Origin of the sequence: Rhizobium sp. WW22, from assembly GCF_047041135.1 — a bacterium.
Lineage (GTDB): Bacteria > Pseudomonadota > Alphaproteobacteria > Rhizobiales > Rhizobiaceae > Rhizobium.
This window is the reverse complement of record NZ_CP178199.1, coordinates 24,468-43,227: the sequence shown is the minus strand read 5'-3', so window position 1 is coordinate 43,227 and position 18,760 is coordinate 24,468. Positions and strand designations below refer to the sequence as shown.

Genomic DNA, 18,760 nt, shown 5'->3' with positions numbered 1-18,760 from the left:
CCCATGCCTCCAACCCAGTTCTCAAGGGTTGGAGGCATGCGACAAGTATTTGGAGCTGCGGTAAGGCGAAGCCGAACCAAGCTTGCCATGGAACCACTAGGCAGCCTGGACTGTACCCCGGCCGACCAGGCTAATGTCATCCGGATTTATCAAATCAGAACCCGTCCATCCGGACAGGTCATATTCGCTCATGCAGTCTTTCACCAAGGACTGCATGGACTCGAGATCGCCGGTTACCGTCGCCGCCCCTAAGGTCTCGATCCTGAGGTTTTCATAGTTGCCAGCGTAATTGCGCTCATAGAGCTCATGGCGACCGCCGAACTCCGTGCCAATGGCATCCCATAGAAGCTTCAGGAGCTTGACGCGGTCGAGCGCGGCATAGCCGTTCGACCCACGGACGAAGCGGTCGAGGTAAGGGCGGATAGCCTCACTTTCGAAATCAGCAGCACTCGACGGCAGATAAATGAGGCCGCTCGCGACGTGACGCTCGATCAACTCCTTGATGCGCGGATACGCCATCGGCGCCAGCACGCGATAGGCAAGACCGGCATTGAGGTTCGGCAGGTTGTAGCCTTCGGTTCCCTGCCACGGAACGGGCGACTTCACCATCGCATCACCCAGTGCATGAAATGTGTTGCGCCACGCGATGACCTCGCCGACGCCGGCCTGCACGCCGCGAAAATCCTTCGAACCCGTTGCTTCGACAGCCATAGAGAAGAGGCCTGCGATGAAGTCGAGCTTCACCGACAGACGCGTAAGGCCATGCAGCGTGAAGCGCGGGACGAAGCCCGATGCCGGGAAGAACTGGTTGATCTTGTCGACGTCTCCATAGATGAAGATGTTCTCCCAGGGCACCAGGACTTTGTCGAAGACGAGGATGGAGTCGTTCTCGTCCATACGGCTCGAAAGCGGGTAGTCAAACGGCGATCCGGTCGCGGCCGCGTTGAACTCGTATGACGAGCGGGCAATGAGCTTGATACCTGGCGAGTCCATCGGCGCGGTAAAGATCAGCGCGAAGGACTTGTCCTTGATCGGGATGCCGTAGTGGGCGATGAAATTGTAGTGCGTGAGGGCCGAGCCGGTCGCGACAACCTTGGCTCCCGAGACGATGAGCCCCTTGTCCGTTTCCTTCTCTACATGCATGAAGACGTCGCGAACCTCCTCGATCGGGCGGTCACGGTCGATCGGCGGATTGACGATAGCGTGATTCCAATAGTCGAGCCGTTCCTGCGTACGGGCGTACCAGGCACGCGCATTCTGGGCGTATTCGCCGTAGAAGTCGGAATTCGCACCCAGCGTTCCGAGGAACGAGGCCTTGTAGTCCGGGGACCGGCCCATCCAGCCGTAGGAGACCTTCTGCAGCTCGGCAATAGCGTCTCGTGACTTGATGAGGTCTTCGCTCGTTTTGGAGCCGAGAAAGAAGGGATGCGTCAACTTGCCCGACCCCGTGTCGGTCAGCACGCCGATTTGCTGCTTCTTTTCATGGAAGCGATCGTACCAGCGCGCCACCATGCGCGCGGAATTCCGAAATGCCGGATGCTCGGTGACGTTCTTGACGCGCTCACCATAGATGTAGATCTCGCGGCCGTCCTGAATGCTCTCCAGGAACTCCGAACCGGTGTAGGCGTCGGTCGAGTTTGCGTTCTCCTCGGACGCGATAGCCAGATTGTGCATGTCGTTCACTCCTCCATTTTGGCCGGGTGGGCTGCGTGCCGGTGCGGCGCTTTGATCCGAAAGGGCACTCCTTCCCTTTCCGAGGGAGAGAACTATGCGCTTAAAGGGAGCGATTGATAGGTATCATGCGATACCGCTTCAGGCATCGCAGAGCATGCCGTCAGGCGCTAGATATACTCATCGATGGCGCTGGCGAAGGCGCTACGGCTGGGAACATGGGAGGAGACCATGGATCATCAACCCCGCATTCATGTGCAGATTCAAGATGAGGCAGAATTGACGCTTTGCGGATCGGCCTTGACGATCGGAGCCTTCGACGGGGTTCATGGCGGCCATCAGGCGTTGATCCGGTCGGCTGTGCTAAATGCGCAATGTCTCGGCGTTCCCTCTGTCGTCTACACATTCGATCCACCTCCCAAGGCTCTGCTGTGCGGTGCCCGCCCCCTCACTTCGATCGATGAGAAAATCGAGCGGATAAGCGCCCTCGGCCCCGATCACATCGTCGTCGCCCGTTTCGACGCGTCCTATAGGGCCCGCACAGCAAATGATTTCATTCGCGAAATCGGTCGGATTTCGCCGCGGGTCATTTGGCTCGGCTCGGATTTTCGCTTCGGTTCCTGCAAGAAGGGAAACCCAGCGTTGCTCGCCAGCCACTTCGATACTCGCATCCTTCCGGCCGTATGCTGCGAGTCTGGAGAGGTCGTATCGAGCACCCGGATTCGAGCCCTTAGGGCCGCAGGACGCTTCCTGGAGGCGGAACGACTGGAAGGATGGTCGGAGCTTCCGCCGTTTCGAGGATCCAACGACAATGGAGGGCACCATGCGACTGCTTGATCCCCGCACGTTTCGCGACGCCTGTGGTGTCTTCGCGACCGGTGTGAACATCATCACGACCCACTGCGACGGCCACGATCACGGCATGACCGCGAACGCGTTCATGTCGATTTCTCTCGATCCGCCACTGATTGCCATCTCAATCGCCGAGAAGGCTCGAATGCTGGAGAAGATCCAAAAATCGGGCCGCTTCGCCCTCAGCGTTCTTGCGTCCGGCATGGACGCCGTGGCCTGGCATTTCGCAGGCAAGCCAAACGCTGACCTGCATGATCTGTTCGACACTCTCGATGACCTTCCAGTGATCCGCGGCGCGATCGTCACGTTCTCGGCCATCGTCCACGACGAAATCCTCGCCGGCGATCACACAATTTTCGTGGGCCATGTTCAGTCGCTCGCGGGAAGCGGAGGCGACGAACCACTGCTTTTCTTCAAAGGCAAATTCGGCGCCATGGAAAATACGCGAAAGACTACGGCTGGCCTGCTGCAGGTCGAGACCGAGTTTATGTGGTGAGGATGAACCGCATACTTACAGTTTGCAAGGAGGAGAAAATGCGAAACGTAACCCAGCAAAACATCTCGGATGTTGTAATCGCCGCGCTGTCTTCGGATATCCCGGCCCGAAACCGTGGGATTCTTGAGAGCCTCATCCGTCACATCCACGGCTTCTGCATCGAAGCGAAGATCACCCACGCGGAGCTGATTGAAGTCTGTCAATTCCTCGTCCGCGCCGGACACATCTCTGATGATGCTCGCAACGAGTTCATTCTGCTTTCCGACATCCTGGGCGTCGAAGTTCTGGTCGACATGCTCGACCACACCGTGACGGATGGTGAGAGCGAATCTACTGTCCTCGGGCCGTTCTATCGAGACAACCCGCCGGTTTTGCCGAAAGGCGCCTCCATTGTTCAGAAGAGCTTCGAAGGCTCCGAGACCGTGCGTGTCCGCGGAACCGTGCGCGATACCGCCGGGCGTCCGGTTGAGGGCGTGACGATCGACGTTTGGGAGGATGCTCCGAACGGGCTCTATGAACAGCAGGATCCTGAGCAGCCCGACTACAATCTTCGCGGCCGCTTCTTGACCGACGAAAGAGGCGAATACGAATTCGTCGGCATTCGGCCGGTTCCTTATCCGATCCCCTATGATGGAGCCGCCGGAGAGCTGCTGAACTATATGGGCCACCACCCGTGGCGGCCAGGCCATATCCACTTCATGCTCAAGAAGGATGGCTATCAAAGCCTCGTCTCGCAGATCTATGACGCTGACACCCAGTATCTCGACAACGACTCGGTGTTCGCAGTCAAGGAAAGCCTCATCGGCAAGATGGACAAGGCCGCAGCCGATGCGGATACCGACCTTGTCATGGAATTCGATTTCAAGCTCAAGCCGGCCGCGGGCGCTATCGCTGTCGCCGCCGAGTAATCACCAAACAAGCACTCAAGCATCGATCCGCCGAGACATGTCTCAGCGGATCAGCTCGAAAGGCAATAGGAAAATGCCCCTCGCCAGCGCTGAACCATCCTCAATTCCGGACCACTCTGCGGTCAACGCCCGGGACATGCGGGTTCGCTCCATTGTGGCGACCATTCTCGAGGCTCCTACCGTTCGGCGGCACAAGCTTTCGAATACGGAGATTGCCCACCAGGGATTCGTCCTCGTGCGGGTTCGCCTTGAGAACGGCGTCACGGGCATCGGCGAGGCATCCACGCTCGGCGGGCCACGTTGGGCTGAGGAGAGCGTGGAGTCGATACAGGCGGTCATCGAAAACTATCTCGCCCCCGCACTCGCCGATCAGGATGCCATGCTGTTCGAGGCCAATGCGGTGCGCATGTCAAAGGCGGCGACGCGCAATTTCGCTGCGAAGGCGGCCGTTGAGTCGGCACTGTTCGATGCCGTCGGACGCACGCTCGGCCTGCCCGCCAGTGCATTGCTCGGCGGGCAGGTCCGCGACAGAATCGGCGTGATCTGGGCGCTTGCCTCCGGCGATGCCGGGCAGGAACTGGAAGAAGCACGCGAGAAGCTGCGTCTGCGTCAGCACAGGGACTTCAAGATCAAACTCGGCTTCAACACGCCGGATGCCGATGTCAAGCGACTGCAACACTTGCGCGGCGGCTTGGGCGACGACGTGAGGCTGATCGTCGATGTCAATCAAGCGTGGACGGAAGCTCTGTGCATCAGGCTCTTTCCGGCGCTCGAGGAACTTGGCGTGGCGCTGATCGAGCAACCGGTTCCGGCATCCCAACGCGATGCCATGGCGCGCGTCGCTTCCCGAACCCGCATCCCGCTTCTCATCGACGAGGCGGCCTTCACCAACACGGAACTGGCGAGCGTCGCCTCGCAGGCCTGCGGAAGTGTTTATTCCCTCAAGCTGGTGAAAAGCGGCGGGCTCCTTGAGCTCAAGCGAGCGGCCGGCATCGCGCAGGCATTCGGCATCGAGCTTTACGGCGGATGCCTGCTGGAAAGCAGCATCGGCGCAGCAGCGCACATGGCTGTGTTTTCGACGCTTCCCAAGCTCGAATGGGGAAGCGAGCACTTCGGTCCCCGTATTCTCGTGGACGATCTGGTCGCGGAGCCGCTGGTCTTCGAGGAGTTCGAGATCCATGTGCCGACTGGTCCCGGCCTCGGCGTGACCCTCGACGAAGACAAGGTACGCTTCATGGCGCGCAAGGCAGGAAGCCAATGACACCGGAAATGCCGTACGCACTCCATCGGTTCAAACTCGAAGACATGGCGGAGAGGCTCAACGCCACCCCTCATCTCCTGCGCCTCGGGCGCCTGTTCAATGAGACCGTGCTGCTCGAAATAGACCGGGATGAATTCTACCTCACCTTCGAGAAGGGCCGCGTGGTTGAGATCAAGGAAGGTCCGAGCAAGAAACTGCCGTGGCGCTTCGCGCTCAGGGTCAAAGGTGAGGCGCTGGACAAATTCTGGCACCCGCTGCCAGAGCCTGGGTACCATGACATCTTCGGCCTCGTGAAATATGGGCACGGCCGCATCGACGGAGACATTCTGACTCTCGTGAAGAACCTGCGCTATTTCAAGGAATTCATGGCACTGGGCCGACGGGAGGAACGCCCATGACATCGTCCATCGAACCGATCACCGGCCGGTATGTCCGCCTGACCGTCAATGGCACACCATTGCGGGTTTACTTCGAGGAAGCCGGCCAGGGCCGCCCGGTTGTCTGCCTGCATACCGCCGGAGCCGATACCCGCCAATGGCGGTTCATTCTCAACGACGAGGCGTTCACCAGTTCGCACCGCTTCGTGGCATTCGACATGCCCTGGCACGGCAAGTCCCTCCCGCCGGAAGGCTTCGAGACGGCGGAATACCTGCTGACCACCGGAACCTACATTGAAACAGTGCTCTCGTTTTGCAGTGCGCTGGGGCTGGAGAAGCCACTGCTCGCGGGGTGCTCCATGGGAGGCCGGATCGCTCTGCAACTGGCGGCGCTGCATCCCGATCGCTTTGCCGGGTTCATCGCCATCGAGGCGTCCGATTTCCAGCCCGCTTGGTATGACATCGACTGGTTCCATCGTCCCGACGCCCACGGCGGAGAGATGGGCGCCGCCCTCGTGTCGGCCAATATTGCTCCCCAGGCGCCGTCTGTCGAACGCTGGAACACCCAGTGGATGTTCATGCAATCGGGGCCGGGTGTGTTCCGCGGCGATCTCAGTTTCTACACGAAGGATGACAGCCTCACCGGCAGGCTGGGAATGATCGACACGAGAAAAACGCCGGTACATATCATGTGCGGAGAATACGACCTGACCTGCACACCCGAGGACGCCCGCCGTACGGCGGAAGCGATTGACGGCGCCACCCTTGCCATCATGAAGGATCTTGGACATTTTCCGATGAGCGAGAACCCTTCTGCTTTCCGACCCTATTTTGAGGAGGCGCTGGAGCGTATGAGGCACTCCAGGGCGGAGCTGGCTCATATCTGAGGGACGATAATGGACTTCAAACGGCTGAGTTATTTTCTGGCGGTGGCGGAAGAGCTGCATTTCGGCCGGGCATCCGCGCGGCTCGGCATTGCCCAGCCCCCGCTCAGTCGCCAGATCGCTCAGTTCGAAAAGGAGATCGGCGCGGCCCTGTTTGATCGAAGCCGCAGCCAGATCAGGCTCACCCAAGCCGGCGAGCTGCTTCAGGAACGGGCAAGAGAGATACTCGAGCGCGTCGACCAGACGGAGCGCGAGGTGAGGCGCATCGGCGAGGGGGTTGCAGGCCGTCTTCGGATCGCCTTCGTCGGCACTGCCACGTTCGGTATCCTCCCCAACATCATCAAGGCGTTTCGACTCGCCCATCCAGATATCGAGCTGGCTCTCTCTGCCATGAACAATGCCGAGCTGCAGCGCGCACTGATCCAACGGGAGATCGACATTGCTGTCGCGCGTCCCGCGATCGAGGATCCGGAGCTGAAATCCGAGACGTTGATCGAGGAGCCGCTGGTCCTTGCGCTGCCAGACATATACGCTGACGCTCAAGGTTCAATGAAACTGGAAGACCTGCGAGAAACGACGTTCGTGCTTTTTCCGCGCCGGCCGAGGCCAAGCTATGCGGACTACGTTCTCGACGTCTGCAAGCGGAACGGCTTCATCCCAGCTTCACAGGTGATGGCCCAGGACTTTCTGACTGCCATCAGTCTCGTCTCCGTCGGCGTGGGTGTGTGCATCGTTCCCCAGTCGGTGGCCCTCAACGAGCGGACCGGCGTCGTCTACCGGACTTTTGAAGGATTCAATCCGGGCACCAAACTCTCGCTAAACTATCGACGCGACAATCGCTCTCCCCACCTGTTCGGGTTTCTGGCGCTCGCACGGAAGGTGGCCCGCATGTAGTTTCCAGACTCCTGGTGTTCCAGCCAGCATTTCCGTTTGCGCCTTCCCGATCTTTGCGGCGACCTGTTGGTCTAGAGTCGTCAACACGGCTCGCGAGCGTCGGGCGATTCTTCTGCCGTAGAGCGTATTGGCGAGGGACGCGGCTGGACAAGTTAGTGATTTTACGACAGAGCTTCCGCATATCGGATGATACTCTGATTTTGCACGTTTTCGACCAACTCATCCGCACGCGATAAAAGCCGGCGGAGCAAGGGAGAGGGATTGGCCTCGTTGTATCCCAGAGTGAGATCAACTGTCGGAGGCACACCTTCCAGCGCTCTGGCAACGACGTTTGGTGCCAGCATATTTTGCGCATAGAGCGGGACAAGAGTAACTCCGCCCGTAGACGCAACGAGCGACATTGCCGACGATATATTCTCGCCTTCGTATCTTGCCTTGAGCGCGATCCCCGCATTCGATGCGTAGTCCTCGATCGCAGCTTGCAATACCGGAGATGTTCTCGCCGAACTGACGTAAATTTCGCGGGCGAGATCTTCCGGCCGAATCTTTTTGCGCGATGCCAAGCGGTGACTCGCCGGCAGCACGGCGAGCAGAGGCTCCTTCGCCAGCAATTTGAAGGATAGACCCAAACTCTGTTTCTCGGGACGAAGGAAGGCTAGGTCCAACCTCCCGCGCATTAACGCAAGGGCAAGCTCCGGGGAGGATAGGCTGCATAGCGTGACTTCGGTCTCCGGCGCTTCCTCACGGATCATGCGCAATAGGTGAGGCAGCCACGTGACCTCCAGCCCAACTAGAAACCCCATGGCGATTGTGGGCCTTTTCGGCTCTGCCGTCCGTCGGGCGCCTTCGATCGCAGCCTCGACTTGCAGAAGTGCCAGCCGAGCGTGATCCAGAAACACCTTACCCGCGGCGGTGAGCGTCACGCCACGCGGCTGCCGCTCCAGCAGTTCTACGCCGATTTCGCTTTCCAGATCGCGAATTTGCCTGCTGAGTGACGGTTGGGAAGTATGTAGCCGTCGCTCGGCTGCAGTCAGTAGGCTTCCCTCCTCGGCAACCGCAATGAAGTAGCGCAAATGCCTCAGTTCCATCCGGTCCTCGCTATACCTTTAAGGCATAGCTCGAACATACAAGGTATTTGTCTTTGATATAAGGGGGGATTTAGTTGACGTCGCAATTTTGGGATATGATCAAACGCGCCTCAACGGAGGTATTTCCCAATCAACTGTGTCCAATCGGAGAAGGAGCGACTCGATGCCTACGATCACCACCGCAGACGGCGTAAACATCTTCTACAAGGACTGGGGCTCAGGCCAGCCGATCGTTTTCAGCCATGGCTGGCCGCTGTCGGCGGACGACTGGGATGCCCAGATGACCTTCTTCCTTAGCCACGGCTATCGGGTAATCGCTCACGACCGGCGCGGCCACGGTCGATCCGACCAACCCAGCACCGGCAACGACATGGATCATTGGGTATCCGACCTCGCAGCCCTGACGGAACACCTCGACCTGCGCGACGCGATCCATATCGGTCACTCGACGGGTGGTGGGGAGGTGGCTCGCTATGTCGCTCGCCATCCGGAGCGCGTCGCCAAGGCGGTGCTGGTCGCCTCACTGACGCCGAACATGTATCGGAGCGAGGACAATCCCGCCGGTCAGCCGCCAGAATGGTTCGAGGCGATCCGTGCAGGCGTGCTGGGCAACCGAGCTGAGTTCTTCCGTTTCGTCCCTGAGAATCCGTTCTATGGCTACAATCTGGATGGGGCCAAACCTTCGGAGGCAGTGATTGCGAACTGGTGGCGTCAGGGCATGACCGGCGGCGTCTTGGCACACTACGCAACTATCGACTCCTGGCTCGAAGATTATACTGAAGACCTCAAGAAGATCACCGCGCCGGTGCTGGTAATGCATGGCGAGGCCGATCAGGTCGTCCCGTTCGCAAGTTCCGTGCCGCGTGCGGTCGATCTGCTCAAGAACGGGTCGCTGAAAACCTACCCCGGCTATCCCCATGGCATGCTGACCACGCATGCGGATGTCCTCAACCCCGACCTGCTCTCGTTCATCAGGTCTTGACGACATCGACCGGACCGCGACCGTCATCCACGACAGAGGATCTGTCCCCCGGCACTGCCGGGTGACAGCTGTTGGCGCTGGCACGTGGAGCCATCCCGAACTGTGCTTCCGGCCTTTAGGTAACCTCAGGCAAACCGGAAGGCTGGCGGAATTCCGCTCCCTACTTTCTACTGATGTAATATGCATCAGGGCGACGAATTATTTTTTCTCGCCTGCTTTAACAACTCCCAAGGAAATCTAAGCGTTCAAGGCGTATGTGGTCGCGAGGGGCTCAGCGTGCGTTATTCCGCGAAGAATTAGGTGCCATGGCTCGAAAGCGCCAACTGGGCACGCACGGTACCGCTATCCATGTCCCTAGACAGACGCAGAGGGCTGGCGTTAAGCTCTGGCTTTGCAACAGCGATACCAGAACCATGAACATGATTGGATCCCCCGGGAAATCGGGAGAAGACAACGAGGAAAAGATACTGACCAATCCGGCGCGGCTTGGAGGCCGTCTGAGGCTGGCCAGGCAAACCCGGGGCTTGACCCTTAAGGCTCTTGCGCTGGCTGCGGATTGCTCTGAAAGTCTGCTGTCGAAGATTGAGAACGGCAAGGCATCACCCTCGTTACCAATGTTGCATAGACTTGTCGGTGTTCTGGGTACGAATATTGGCTGGATGTTCGAGGAGGCCGACGGTGAAGAAGGCATTGTCTTCCGTTCCGGGACAAGGCCTTTGATTGGACTCGACCCATTGCGCAGAGGGGAAGGCATCTCTCTCGAACGGATTATCCCCTATTCGCAAGGTCATCTGCTTCAATGCAACATCCACCACATTGAGGCCGGTGGCCAAAGTGCGGGGCCGATCCAGCATGTCGGCGAGGAGGTTGGATACGTTCTTGCCGGCGAGATCGAACTTATGGTCGGTGAACGCACGTTCCGGCTTTCCGTCGGCGACAGCTTCGTCTTCAACTCCGAACTACCCCATTGGTATCGCAATGTGGGATCGCAGCGCGCAAGCATCTTCTGGGTGAATACGCCGGCGACCTTCTAGCACCGCCACTGGCTCTGAAAAGAACTCGAGATCATCTTCAAAGTCGCCAATTCAAGTCACTTGACAATCATTCAAGTTACTTGAATACTCCCCATGCAATCCAAAAACATGGGGAACGATCATGCATCTCAAGAAATACCTGTTCGGTTGCGCGATTGGTGCAACCGTAGCATTTGCCTGCAGTGCCGGCGCCGCGATGGCGAATACGCTGGCTCTCGTAACGATCAACCAGCAGGCTCTGTTCTTCAACCAGATCAATGACGGCGCCAAGGAGGCGGCAAAGAAAGCCGGCGCCGACCTTGTCATATTCAACGCCAACAACGTGCCCAGCGCGCAGAATGATGCCATCGAGAACTACATAACCCAGAAGGTCGACGGCATCATCTTGGTCGCCATCGACGTAAACGGCGTGAAGCCGGCAATCACCGCCGCCAAGAAGGCCGGCATCCCGGTCATCGCCATCGATGCCCAGATTCCAAACGGCGACAACATCGCCTTCGTGGGTGTCGACAATACCAAGGCGGGCGAGGAGATCGGCAAATTCTATTCCGACTACGTCAAGGATAAGATGGGCGGCAGCGCCAAAGTCGGCGTTGTCGGCGCACTGAACTCCTTCATTCAGAATCAGCGTCTCGATGGATTCGAGGCGGCGGTAAAGGCTGGTGGCCAGAAGGTCGACTTCCTCGATACCGTGGACGGCCAGAACGTGCAGGATGTTGCGCTCAGCGCGGCGGAAAATCTCATTACCGCCAATCCCGACATGACGACGTTGTATGCAACCGGTGAGCCCGCACTCCTTGGCGCCGTTGCCGCCGTTACCAGCCAGGGCAAAACGGGTAACGTCAAGGTCTTCGGCTGGGATCTGACCAAGCAGGCGGTCGAAGGCATCGATCAGGGTTGGGTGACAGCCGTTATCCAGCAGGATCCGGCCGGCGAAGGCAAGGCGGCCGTCGAAGCGCTCGTCAAGGTGAAAAAGGGCGAGAAGATCGATCCGATTATCAATGTGCCGGTGACCATCGTCACCAAGGAGAATGTCGACAAGTTCCGGGGCATGTTCAAATAGCTCCCGCATCTCGTCACGTCATGGCCGATCGCATCGGCCATGACGTTGTGGCATCATGGCTGAGGCCATTTCCGCAAGGCAGCATTGATATGACAAACGCTGATACCTACCGCGTCAGGATGACCGGCATTTCCAAACGCTATGGCACGATGCAGTCGTTGGACAATGTATCGTTGACCTTGAAGCCGGGCGAGGTCCTCGGCCTTGTCGGTGACAACGGTGCCGGCAAATCGACCTTGAGCAAGGTTCTTTCAGGCGCGGTGATCCCGGATTCGGGAACGATCGAGATCGACGGCAAACCGGTTTCCTTTGCCTCGCCCGCTGACGCACGCGCCGCGCACGTCGAGATGGTCTATCAGGACCTATCCCTCTGCGACACGGTCGATGTGGCGGGCAATCTCTTCCTTGGGCGTGAACCGAAATGGAAGCTTGCGGGCATCCCAATCCTCGACAAGAAGACCATGCATGAACGGGCGCGCCATATGCTGGAAGGGCTCGGCATCGTCATTCCGGACACGCATCTGAAGGTCGAGAATCTCTCAGGCGGCCAACGCCAGTCCATCGCGATCGGCCGTGCGGCATCATTCAATCCATCGGTCCTCATCATGGACGAGCCAACGGCCGCCCTGGCGGTTGCCGAAGTCGAGGCGGTGCTGGAGCTCATCCGCACGGTTAGCGCCCGTGGTGTCAGTGTCATTCTGATTACGCATCGGCTGCAGGATCTTTTCCTCGTCTGCGATCGCATCCAGGTCATGTATGAGGGGCAGAACGTCGCCGAGCGCCTCATCGCTGAAACGAATATAGAAGAAGTCGTCAACCTGATCGTCGGTCGCAAGTTCTCCGCACGCTCGGCCGGTCGACATACCGAGCGAGGCGCTTCCGTATGACCATGACATCCTCTCACGCCCAAACCGCCCCCTCATCCCGTTTGCGCAAGGCTCGCCTCTATGACAAGGCGATAGCTAATGGCGGCATCGTTTCGATCGCCCTGTTTTTCATCGCGGTCTGCATTTTCTTCTCCCTCTTTACAAACGTTTTTCTGACGACTCCCAATCTCTTGAACGTGGTCAGACAATCCGCCCCCTTGTTGATCGTGGCGGCGGCCATGACTTTCGTCATCACGACAGGCGGTATCGATCTTTCGGTCGGATCCGTATTGGCTCTTGCCGCAACGCTTTCGGCCGCCTGCCTTCAGGCTGGAATCGCATGGCCGATTGTCGTCGTTCTGATGATGCTTCTTGGGGCGGCGACCGGATTAATCCAGGGATATTTCATCGCCTATGAGCGGATCCCCGCCTTCATCGTCACGCTGGCTGGACTATCGGTCATCAGGGGCCTGGCACTGCTTATCACCGGTGGCTACTCGATTCCTGTCGATCCGCAGAGCCCGTTCACCGCAATCGGCCAAGCCTGGTTCGTTGGCATTCCTGCCCCCGCGATCATCGCGATCGTTGCCCTCATCGCGGCCTATATCGCCTTCAACGAAACGCCGTTCGGGCGATACGTTACCGGTATTGGTGCCAATGCCGAGGCGGTGCGCCGCGCCGGAGTCAACACGCGGCGCGTCACCCTATTCGTCTATGTGATATCGGGTGTCGCAGCCTCCATCGCCGGCATCATTCTTGCCGCGCGCCTGGGTTCCGGCTCTTCCAATGCCGGGCAAGGCTTCGAGCTCGATGTCATTGCCGCAGTTGTCCTCGGCGGTACGAGCCTGTTCGGTGGGCGCGGTTCAGTGGTCGGAACGGTGCTCGGAGCACTGACGGTTGCCGTTATCGCCAACGGCCTGATCCTCTCGCACATGTCGCCCTTCTTCACGCCGATCGTCACCGGGGTCATCATCCTCGTGGCAATCTGGTTGAACTTCCGCCTTTTCAAGGGCGCAGCAAGGGGCCGCTAAGCATGATGGATCATCTCTTCGCCGAGGGGGCCAGAACGCGTCATGCCATTGGCGTTCATACCGGATGCGCAATGACCGTGCTTGGCCCCATCCCGGTCACGGAAATGGGCGTGACGCTCATGCATGAGCATATCTTCCTGGATGGAGCGAGCTCCTGGAGGTGCCCTTGCCATCCCGACGAAAAGGCGATCGCCGAACAGCCGGTTGGAATAGAGATCATCGGCGAGTTGCGGATGAACCCCTATATGAGCCGCGACAACGTCTCGCTGGATGATCGGGATCTGGCGCTAGCCGAACTTTCCCGCTTCCAGAAGCTTGGCGGCCATACCGTGGTTGAAACCACCAACTTTGGCATAGGGCGCGATGCCGAACAATTGGCCCGCATTGCCCGCATGTCCGGTCTGAAGATCATCATGGGGACCGGATTCTACCTGGAGCATACGCATCCGGAGTGGCTGAAGGGCATGGATCTGGACGAGGTCACCGCCTTCATCGTCAACGACGTCGGCGGCGGCGAAACCCAGCCAGACATCATGGCAGGCATCATCGGCGAGGTCGGCGTCAGCAAGGATTTTACGTCCGAGGAACAGAAGTCCCTGAGGGCATCCGCGCGTGCCTCGCGGTTGACCGGCCTGCCTCTATCCATCCATTTGCCGGGATGGGAGCGGCTTGCTCATCGGGTGCTGGACGTGGTCGAGGAAGAAGGCGCGGATCTGCGTCACACTGTGCTCTGCCACATGAATCCCAGCCATGATGATCTCGATTATCAAAAGAGCCTCGCAGAGCGCGGCGCTTTCCTGGAATATGACATGATCGGCATGGACTATTATTACGCCGATCAGGATGCCCAATCGCCATCTGACGAGGAGAACGCCAAGGCGATCAGAGCGCTCGTGGAGCTGGGCTTTGCCGATCGGCTGCTTCTGTCTCAGGACGTCTTTCTCAAGATCATGCTGACCCGCTATGGCGGCTTCGGCTATGGCTATATTCTCAAGCATTTCCTGCCGCGACTGAAGCGTCACGGGGTCGATCAGCAGGCGATCGACCAAATGCTGATCACCAATCCCCAATCGGTATTTTCCGCCTCGGCCTGAAGGTCGGGTGCATCCAAGGAGCAGACATGAGCAAGAAAAAGGTTCTTCTGGCGGGTGAATCATGGGTTTCGACCGCCACCCATATCAAGGGTTTCGATCAGTTTCCGACGGTGACCTATCACACCGGTGCCGACGAATTGCTGAAGGCATTGAAGGACAGCGCCTTTGACGTCACCTTCATGCCTGCCCATGAGGCGCAACGTGATTTTCCGCTGACAGCCGAAGCACTCGCGGAATATGACGCCATCGTTCTGTCCGATATCGGCGCAAACACGCTGCTATTGCACCCTGATACCTGGATTCATTCCAAGAGGACCCCGAACCGGCTGAAGCTGTTGCGCGATTACGTTACAAATGGCGGCGCGCTGCTGATGTTCGGCGGCTATTACAGCTTCCAAGGCATCAATGGCGGCGCGCGCTATCATAAAACGCCGGTGGAGGAGGTGCTGCCGGTAACCTGCCTTGCCTTCGATGACCGCGTTGAAGTTCCCGAGGGGTTTTCGCCCGTTGTGACGGGCAATGACACCCACCCGGTTCTCAAGGGCCTCGGAAAAGATTGGCCCTATCTTCTCGGCTTCAACGAGGTGAAGGTGAAGCAAGGAGCTGACGTGCTTGCGACGGTTTCAGGCGAATATGGTTCGCAGCCACTTTTGGTAACGGGCACCTATGGCGCCGGCAGAACACTCGTCTGGACTTCGGATGTCGGTCCACACTGGCTGCCGCCGGAGTTCATTGCATGGAACGGCTACAAGACGCTCTTCGAGCAGATGCTGGCCTGGGCAACGTTCAAGGACTGACGCCCATGCGCCTCCATGTCGTCGGCAATGTCTGCGTCGATACGAGCTTCCGCCTGCCGCGCTTGCCGCGGCCAGGGGAAACGCTCAACGCGACCTCGATCGCTGAAGGCATAGGAGGCAAGGGTGCCAATCAAGCGGTGGCGGCGGCGCGAAGCGGGGCAGCGGTGTGCTTCTGGAGCGCGCTTGGCGACGACGACATGGCGGATGACGTACGCGAGATGCTGAAGGGTGACCTTGAGGTCGATCGGCTGATCCGCCTGCCTCTTTCCACCGACCGTTCGACGATCCTGTTGGAAGAAAGCGGCGAAAACGCCATCGTCAGCGCCGTCGCCTGCGCGCGAGCCTTCGATCCGATCCGGCAATCGGCCCTGACGCGGACCTGGAGCAAGGGCGACATCCTTATGATGCAGGGCAACCTGTCCAGGGAGATCACCGCCACCTGTCTGGAACTTGCCGGAAGGTCAGGTCTGAGGACGGTGCTCAATGCCAGTCCGTTGTCGGACCTGACGGTCGAGGATGTTGCCAATGTGGATCTCGTCATCGTCAATCAAGGCGAAGCCGCGGCCCTGACGGGTGTGGAAAGCCCAACGGCAGCGGCAAACCTGCTGTTCGGCAACGGAGCGAGAAGCGCCGTGGTTACGCTTGGAAGCCAAGGCAGCCTCATATGGGATCAGGCGGATCAAACACCAGTTTTCCTCGCAGCGCCCAAGAGGGCAGTCTTTGATACCAGCGGCGCCGGTGACTGCTTTGCGGGCGTTCTCGTCGGCCTGCTCGCACAAGGAAAAACCCTGACTGCAGCTGCGAAAGTGGCAACCAAGGCCGCCGGCATCTCCGTCGGTCGTCCTGGAACGCTCGCCTCCTATCCCTCGCGGGTGGAAATTTCGGACATCATCAAGAGATCAGAACTGGAAAACACATGAGTGGGACAATGAAACCCATCGCGCAGATAGCTGGCAACGCGCTCATCGATCTTTTCGGGCGCGAAAAGGCGATCATTGGCGTCGTTCATCTGGCGCCGCTTCCCGGCGCGCCGCGCTATTCGGGCGACGAGATTGAGACCGTCTACCAGCGCGGACTTGACGATGCCCGCGCCTACCTTGCGGGCGGCTGCGACGCCGTGATCATCGAGAACCATGGCGACATTCCCTTTTCCAAGCCCGATGATATCGGCCCCGAAACCTCAGCTTACATGGCCGTCATCTCCGATCGCATCCGCCGTGAACTCGGCGGTCCGATCGGCATCAATGTTCTTGCCAATGCCGCCATTCCGGCGCTTGCAATCGCCAGTGCCGCGGGCGCGGGCTTCGTTCGCGTCAATCAATGGGCAAACGCCTATGTCGCCAATGAAGGCTTTATCGAGGGCGAAGCGGCCCGCGCAATGCGCTATCGCGCAAGGCTCAATGCCCATGGCATCCGCGTCTTTGCCGATGCGCATGTCAAACATGGCGCGCATGCCATCGTTGCGGACCGACCGATCGAAGAACAGGTCAAAGATCTTGTTTTCTTCGACGCAGATGTGGTTATCGCCACAGGGCAAAGGACGGGCCATGCAGCCGATCTCGACTACATCAGAATGATCAAGCAGGCGGCGGGCCTGCCGACACTCGTCGGCAGCGGCGTGACGCCGGATAATGGTAACGACATTCTGTCGGTAGCCGATGGCGTGATCATTGCAAGCTCGCTGAAGTATGACGGCGTCTGGTGGAATGCGGTCGACCCGCTGCGCGTGACGAACTTCGTGGCAGGCATCCGCCGATGAATGCATGCCCGAAGATCAATGCGCCGCGCCTGCTGCAGCGCATTGCCGATTTTGCAGCCATCGGAGCGACCGCAGCGGGTGGAGTGAACCGTCAGGCGCTGAGCGCGGACGATCGCGCAGCCCGACGGCTGCTTGCGGAACTGGCCGCTGCACGGGGATTTGACATCTATCAGGATGCAGTAGCCAACCTATTCATCCGGCGCGAGGGACGCGATCCTTCACTTCCGCCCGTGCTGATCGGCAGCCATCTCGACAGTCAGCCTACGGGAGGCAAGTTCGATGGTGCGCTCGGCACACTGTCTGCCTTCGAAGTGCTGGAAGCCTTGGATGACGCAGCGCTAGCCACGGAGCGATCCGTGGAAGTGGTGTCGTGGACCAATGAGGAAGGCAGCCGCTTTTCTCCCGGTTGCATGGGTTCAATGGCCTTTGTCGGCGCGGGCGACATACTGGGTTGGCAGGACATGCGTGGCGTCGACGGAGCGAGATTTGGCGATGAACTGGCAGCAACATTGAATGCGCTGCCGGAAGCTGTGGCGCGGCCGATTGGCCATTCCGTTTCCGCCTTAGTTGAAGTGCATATCGAGCAAGGCCCTGTGCTCGAACGCATGGGCGTGCCGATCGGCATCGTCACCGGCGTCCAGGGAACCAAGTGGCTAGAGATATCCTTCACCGGCGAAGCAGCCCATGCCGGTACGACACCACTGGAATTCCGCAGGGATCCGATGGCGGCAGCGGTCACCGCGATCGCGCACCTTCAGCAAGTCGTCATGCCTGCTGATCCGCTGGCGCGGCTGACGGTTGGTCGCATGACCATCGAACCCAGTTCAGTCAACGTCATCCCGAGCAAAGTCACGTTCACAGTCGACATTCGTCATCCGCGGGAAGACGCGCTTTCTTCCATACAAGCCCAGATCGATGCTGAATGCCGCGCGTCGGCCAAGCATCATATGGTCGATGTGCATATCGAAAAACGCTTCGACTTGGCTCCCGGACAATTCGACATGACAATCGTCGATGTGATCGACAATGCATGCGAAAGGCTCGGCGTTTCCAACATGAAATTGGTTTCCGGCGCCTTCCACGATGCACTTTTCGTCAGCCGCGTTGCACCGACAGCGATGATCTTTGTTCCATGCCGCGACGGTATCAGTCACAACGAAGCTGAATTCGTCACCTCAGAGCATATCGAGATAGGCGCAAAGGTCCTGCTCGAGACCGCTCTATCTCTGGCTCGAGGACCAATCCTCAACGCTCCTTAAGGGTGGCCGAAGATAGCAACACGACGAGAATAAAGCCGAGAGATGCGAACACGCGCCCTGATTGACCGCCACGATTTGAACTACCTCAATGCATCGCATTGAATAGATTCGAACTGACGACCCTCAACCGATCAACCCTCCAAGCCATTACTGTTGTTTTGTCAAGCGAAGTGAGGATTTGACCCCGCCAGTCGCCTTAAGGAAAATCTAACCGACGTGCCGTCATTCGCTAAGCCGACGACCTGCGCTTGGAAGTGTCACCTGCCTGCGATTATTGAGAATGTCCCTATCGCTTGTCGGCGGTTCCAATCCATACCTTCCATGGCGGTATCAGAAATAGTTTTTGATCTATGATTTGAACTTGAGACCGATTGTGCTGGCGCGCGATAGCCCGGGCACGATCTGAGCCCGACCGCGGCCCCCCGGAGGCGCCCCAATGATCTT

19 protein-coding genes are annotated in these 18,760 nt (G+C 58.9%); 17 read left to right on the top strand and 2 right to left on the bottom strand.

Going from position 1 to position 18,760, the window contains the following annotated elements; all coding sequences use genetic code 11:
* Positions 1 to 96 precede the first annotated feature (96 nt).
* On the bottom strand, positions 97 to 1,674 hold the full coding sequence (locus ACK83U_RS19060; RefSeq protein WP_112610908.1) for a 4-hydroxyphenylacetate 3-hydroxylase N-terminal domain-containing protein: 1,578 nt from the start codon (positions 1,672 to 1,674) through the stop codon (positions 97 to 99).
* Positions 1,675 to 1,857: 183 nt separating this feature from the next.
* Between ACK83U_RS19060 and ACK83U_RS19055 the strand changes: the two genes are divergently transcribed.
* The 7 genes from ACK83U_RS19055 (at position 1,858) to ACK83U_RS19025 (ending at position 7,343) form a co-directional block, all read left to right on the top strand.
* Positions 1,858 to 2,508 carry an FAD synthetase gene (locus tag ACK83U_RS19055; RefSeq protein ID WP_412474959.1) on the top strand — a complete coding sequence of 217 codons (651 nt, stop codon included), beginning with the start codon at positions 1,858 to 1,860 and terminating at the stop codon, positions 2,506 to 2,508.
* Complete coding sequence (locus ACK83U_RS19050; RefSeq protein WP_112610912.1) at positions 2,495 to 3,019, top strand: flavin reductase family protein; 525 nt, start codon at positions 2,495 to 2,497, stop codon at positions 3,017 to 3,019. Before ACK83U_RS19055 ends, ACK83U_RS19050 begins: the two co-directional genes overlap by 14 nt.
* 38 nt (positions 3,020 to 3,057) lie before the next feature.
* Positions 3,058 to 3,927, top strand: coding sequence for a dioxygenase (locus ACK83U_RS19045; RefSeq protein ID WP_112610914.1), 870 nt, complete (start codon positions 3,058 to 3,060; stop codon positions 3,925 to 3,927).
* Positions 3,928 to 4,000: 73 nt separating this feature from the next.
* On the top strand, positions 4,001 to 5,188 hold the full coding sequence (locus ACK83U_RS19040) for a muconate/chloromuconate family cycloisomerase (protein WP_051970546.1): 1,188 nt from the start codon (positions 4,001 to 4,003) through the stop codon (positions 5,186 to 5,188).
* Entirely contained in the window at positions 5,185 to 5,586 is a 402-nt protein-coding gene (locus ACK83U_RS19035; protein WP_029616264.1) for a hypothetical protein, read from the top strand. Before ACK83U_RS19040 ends, ACK83U_RS19035 begins: the two co-directional genes overlap by 4 nt.
* Complete coding sequence (locus tag ACK83U_RS19030; RefSeq protein ID WP_112610916.1) at positions 5,583 to 6,452, top strand: alpha/beta fold hydrolase; 870 nt, start codon at positions 5,583 to 5,585, stop codon at positions 6,450 to 6,452. The genes ACK83U_RS19035 and ACK83U_RS19030 overlap by 4 nt, the downstream gene beginning before the upstream one ends.
* Before the next feature lie 9 nt (positions 6,453 to 6,461).
* Positions 6,462 to 7,343, top strand: a complete 882-nt coding sequence (locus tag ACK83U_RS19025) for a LysR family transcriptional regulator (protein WP_112610918.1) — start codon at positions 6,462 to 6,464, stop codon at positions 7,341 to 7,343.
* A 161-nt stretch (positions 7,344 to 7,504) separates the two neighbouring features.
* Here ACK83U_RS19025 and ACK83U_RS19020 read toward each other — a convergent pair whose 3' ends face one another.
* Positions 7,505 to 8,431 (bottom strand): LysR family transcriptional regulator, encoded by a 927-nt coding sequence (locus tag ACK83U_RS19020; protein WP_112610920.1) that lies wholly within the window; start codon positions 8,429 to 8,431, stop codon positions 7,505 to 7,507.
* A 163-nt stretch (positions 8,432 to 8,594) separates the two neighbouring features.
* Between ACK83U_RS19020 and ACK83U_RS19015 the strand changes: the two genes are divergently transcribed.
* The 10 genes from ACK83U_RS19015 to ACK83U_RS18970 all read left to right on the top strand — a co-directional run bounded on the left by ACK83U_RS19015 (position 8,595) and on the right by ACK83U_RS18970 (position 18,316).
* Positions 8,595 to 9,413 carry an alpha/beta fold hydrolase gene (locus ACK83U_RS19015; protein WP_112610922.1) on the top strand — a complete coding sequence of 273 codons (819 nt, stop codon included), beginning with the start codon at positions 8,595 to 8,597 and terminating at the stop codon, positions 9,411 to 9,413.
* Between the two features lie 419 nt (positions 9,414 to 9,832).
* Positions 9,833 to 10,447 carry a cupin domain-containing protein gene (locus ACK83U_RS19010; protein WP_112610952.1) on the top strand — a complete coding sequence of 205 codons (615 nt, stop codon included), beginning with the start codon at positions 9,833 to 9,835 and terminating at the stop codon, positions 10,445 to 10,447.
* A 121-nt stretch (positions 10,448 to 10,568) separates the two neighbouring features.
* Positions 10,569 to 11,510 carry a substrate-binding domain-containing protein gene (locus tag ACK83U_RS19005; protein ID WP_112610924.1) on the top strand — a complete coding sequence of 314 codons (942 nt, stop codon included), beginning with the start codon at positions 10,569 to 10,571 and terminating at the stop codon, positions 11,508 to 11,510.
* A gap of 89 nt (positions 11,511 to 11,599) precedes the next feature.
* A complete protein-coding gene (locus ACK83U_RS19000; protein ID WP_112610954.1) occupies positions 11,600 to 12,397 on the top strand; it encodes an ATP-binding cassette domain-containing protein in 798 nt (265 codons plus the stop codon).
* Between the two features lie 2 nt (positions 12,398 to 12,399).
* A complete protein-coding gene (locus ACK83U_RS18995; protein ID WP_412475040.1) occupies positions 12,400 to 13,407 on the top strand; it encodes an ABC transporter permease in 1,008 nt (335 codons plus the stop codon).
* A 5-nt stretch (positions 13,408 to 13,412) separates the two neighbouring features.
* Complete coding sequence (locus tag ACK83U_RS18990; RefSeq protein ID WP_112610956.1) at positions 13,413 to 14,501, top strand: phosphotriesterase; 1,089 nt, start codon at positions 13,413 to 13,415, stop codon at positions 14,499 to 14,501.
* A gap of 26 nt (positions 14,502 to 14,527) precedes the next feature.
* The gene (locus ACK83U_RS18985; RefSeq protein ID WP_112610928.1) at positions 14,528 to 15,298 is read left to right on the top strand and encodes a glutamine amidotransferase; all 771 of its coding nucleotides are present in this window, start codon (positions 14,528 to 14,530) and stop codon (positions 15,296 to 15,298) included.
* Positions 15,299 to 15,303: 5 nt separating this feature from the next.
* The gene (locus tag ACK83U_RS18980) at positions 15,304 to 16,218 is read left to right on the top strand and encodes a PfkB family carbohydrate kinase (protein WP_112610930.1); all 915 of its coding nucleotides are present in this window, start codon (positions 15,304 to 15,306) and stop codon (positions 16,216 to 16,218) included.
* A complete protein-coding gene (locus ACK83U_RS18975; protein ID WP_112610932.1) occupies positions 16,215 to 17,057 on the top strand; it encodes a BtpA/SgcQ family protein in 843 nt (280 codons plus the stop codon). Before ACK83U_RS18980 ends, ACK83U_RS18975 begins: the two co-directional genes overlap by 4 nt.
* Complete coding sequence (locus tag ACK83U_RS18970) at positions 17,054 to 18,316, top strand: Zn-dependent hydrolase (RefSeq protein WP_112610934.1); 1,263 nt, start codon at positions 17,054 to 17,056, stop codon at positions 18,314 to 18,316. Before ACK83U_RS18975 ends, ACK83U_RS18970 begins: the two co-directional genes overlap by 4 nt.
* Positions 18,317 to 18,760 lie beyond the last annotated feature (444 nt).

Bases quoted from the DNA above. Each gene is read 5' to 3' on its own strand.
- ACK83U_RS19060 (WP_112610908.1), bottom strand. From the start codon at position 1,674: ATGCACAATCTGGCTATCGCGTCCGAGGAGAACGCAAACTCGACCGAC.
- ACK83U_RS19055 (WP_412474959.1), top strand. From the start codon at position 1,858: ATGGCGCTGGCGAAGGCGCTACGGCTGGGAACATGGGAGGAGACCATG.
- ACK83U_RS19050 (WP_112610912.1), top strand. From the start codon at position 2,495: ATGCGACTGCTTGATCCCCGCACGTTTCGCGACGCCTGTGGTGTCTTC.
- ACK83U_RS19045 (WP_112610914.1), top strand. From the start codon at position 3,058: ATGCGAAACGTAACCCAGCAAAACATCTCGGATGTTGTAATCGCCGCG.
- ACK83U_RS19040 (WP_051970546.1), top strand. From the start codon at position 4,001: ATGCCCCTCGCCAGCGCTGAACCATCCTCAATTCCGGACCACTCTGCG.
- ACK83U_RS19035 (WP_029616264.1), top strand. From the start codon at position 5,185: ATGACACCGGAAATGCCGTACGCACTCCATCGGTTCAAACTCGAAGAC.
- ACK83U_RS19030 (WP_112610916.1), top strand. From the start codon at position 5,583: ATGACATCGTCCATCGAACCGATCACCGGCCGGTATGTCCGCCTGACC.
- ACK83U_RS19025 (WP_112610918.1), top strand. From the start codon at position 6,462: ATGGACTTCAAACGGCTGAGTTATTTTCTGGCGGTGGCGGAAGAGCTG.
- ACK83U_RS19020 (WP_112610920.1), bottom strand. From the start codon at position 8,431: ATGGAACTGAGGCATTTGCGCTACTTCATTGCGGTTGCCGAGGAGGGA.
- ACK83U_RS19015 (WP_112610922.1), top strand. From the start codon at position 8,595: ATGCCTACGATCACCACCGCAGACGGCGTAAACATCTTCTACAAGGAC.
- ACK83U_RS19010 (WP_112610952.1), top strand. From the start codon at position 9,833: ATGATTGGATCCCCCGGGAAATCGGGAGAAGACAACGAGGAAAAGATA.
- ACK83U_RS19005 (WP_112610924.1), top strand. From the start codon at position 10,569: ATGCATCTCAAGAAATACCTGTTCGGTTGCGCGATTGGTGCAACCGTA.
- ACK83U_RS19000 (WP_112610954.1), top strand. From the start codon at position 11,600: ATGACAAACGCTGATACCTACCGCGTCAGGATGACCGGCATTTCCAAA.
- ACK83U_RS18995 (WP_412475040.1), top strand. From the start codon at position 12,400: ATGACATCCTCTCACGCCCAAACCGCCCCCTCATCCCGTTTGCGCAAG.
- ACK83U_RS18990 (WP_112610956.1), top strand. From the start codon at position 13,413: ATGGATCATCTCTTCGCCGAGGGGGCCAGAACGCGTCATGCCATTGGC.
- ACK83U_RS18985 (WP_112610928.1), top strand. From the start codon at position 14,528: ATGAGCAAGAAAAAGGTTCTTCTGGCGGGTGAATCATGGGTTTCGACC.
- ACK83U_RS18980 (WP_112610930.1), top strand. From the start codon at position 15,304: ATGCGCCTCCATGTCGTCGGCAATGTCTGCGTCGATACGAGCTTCCGC.
- ACK83U_RS18975 (WP_112610932.1), top strand. From the start codon at position 16,215: ATGAGTGGGACAATGAAACCCATCGCGCAGATAGCTGGCAACGCGCTC.
- ACK83U_RS18970 (WP_112610934.1), top strand. From the start codon at position 17,054: ATGAATGCATGCCCGAAGATCAATGCGCCGCGCCTGCTGCAGCGCATT.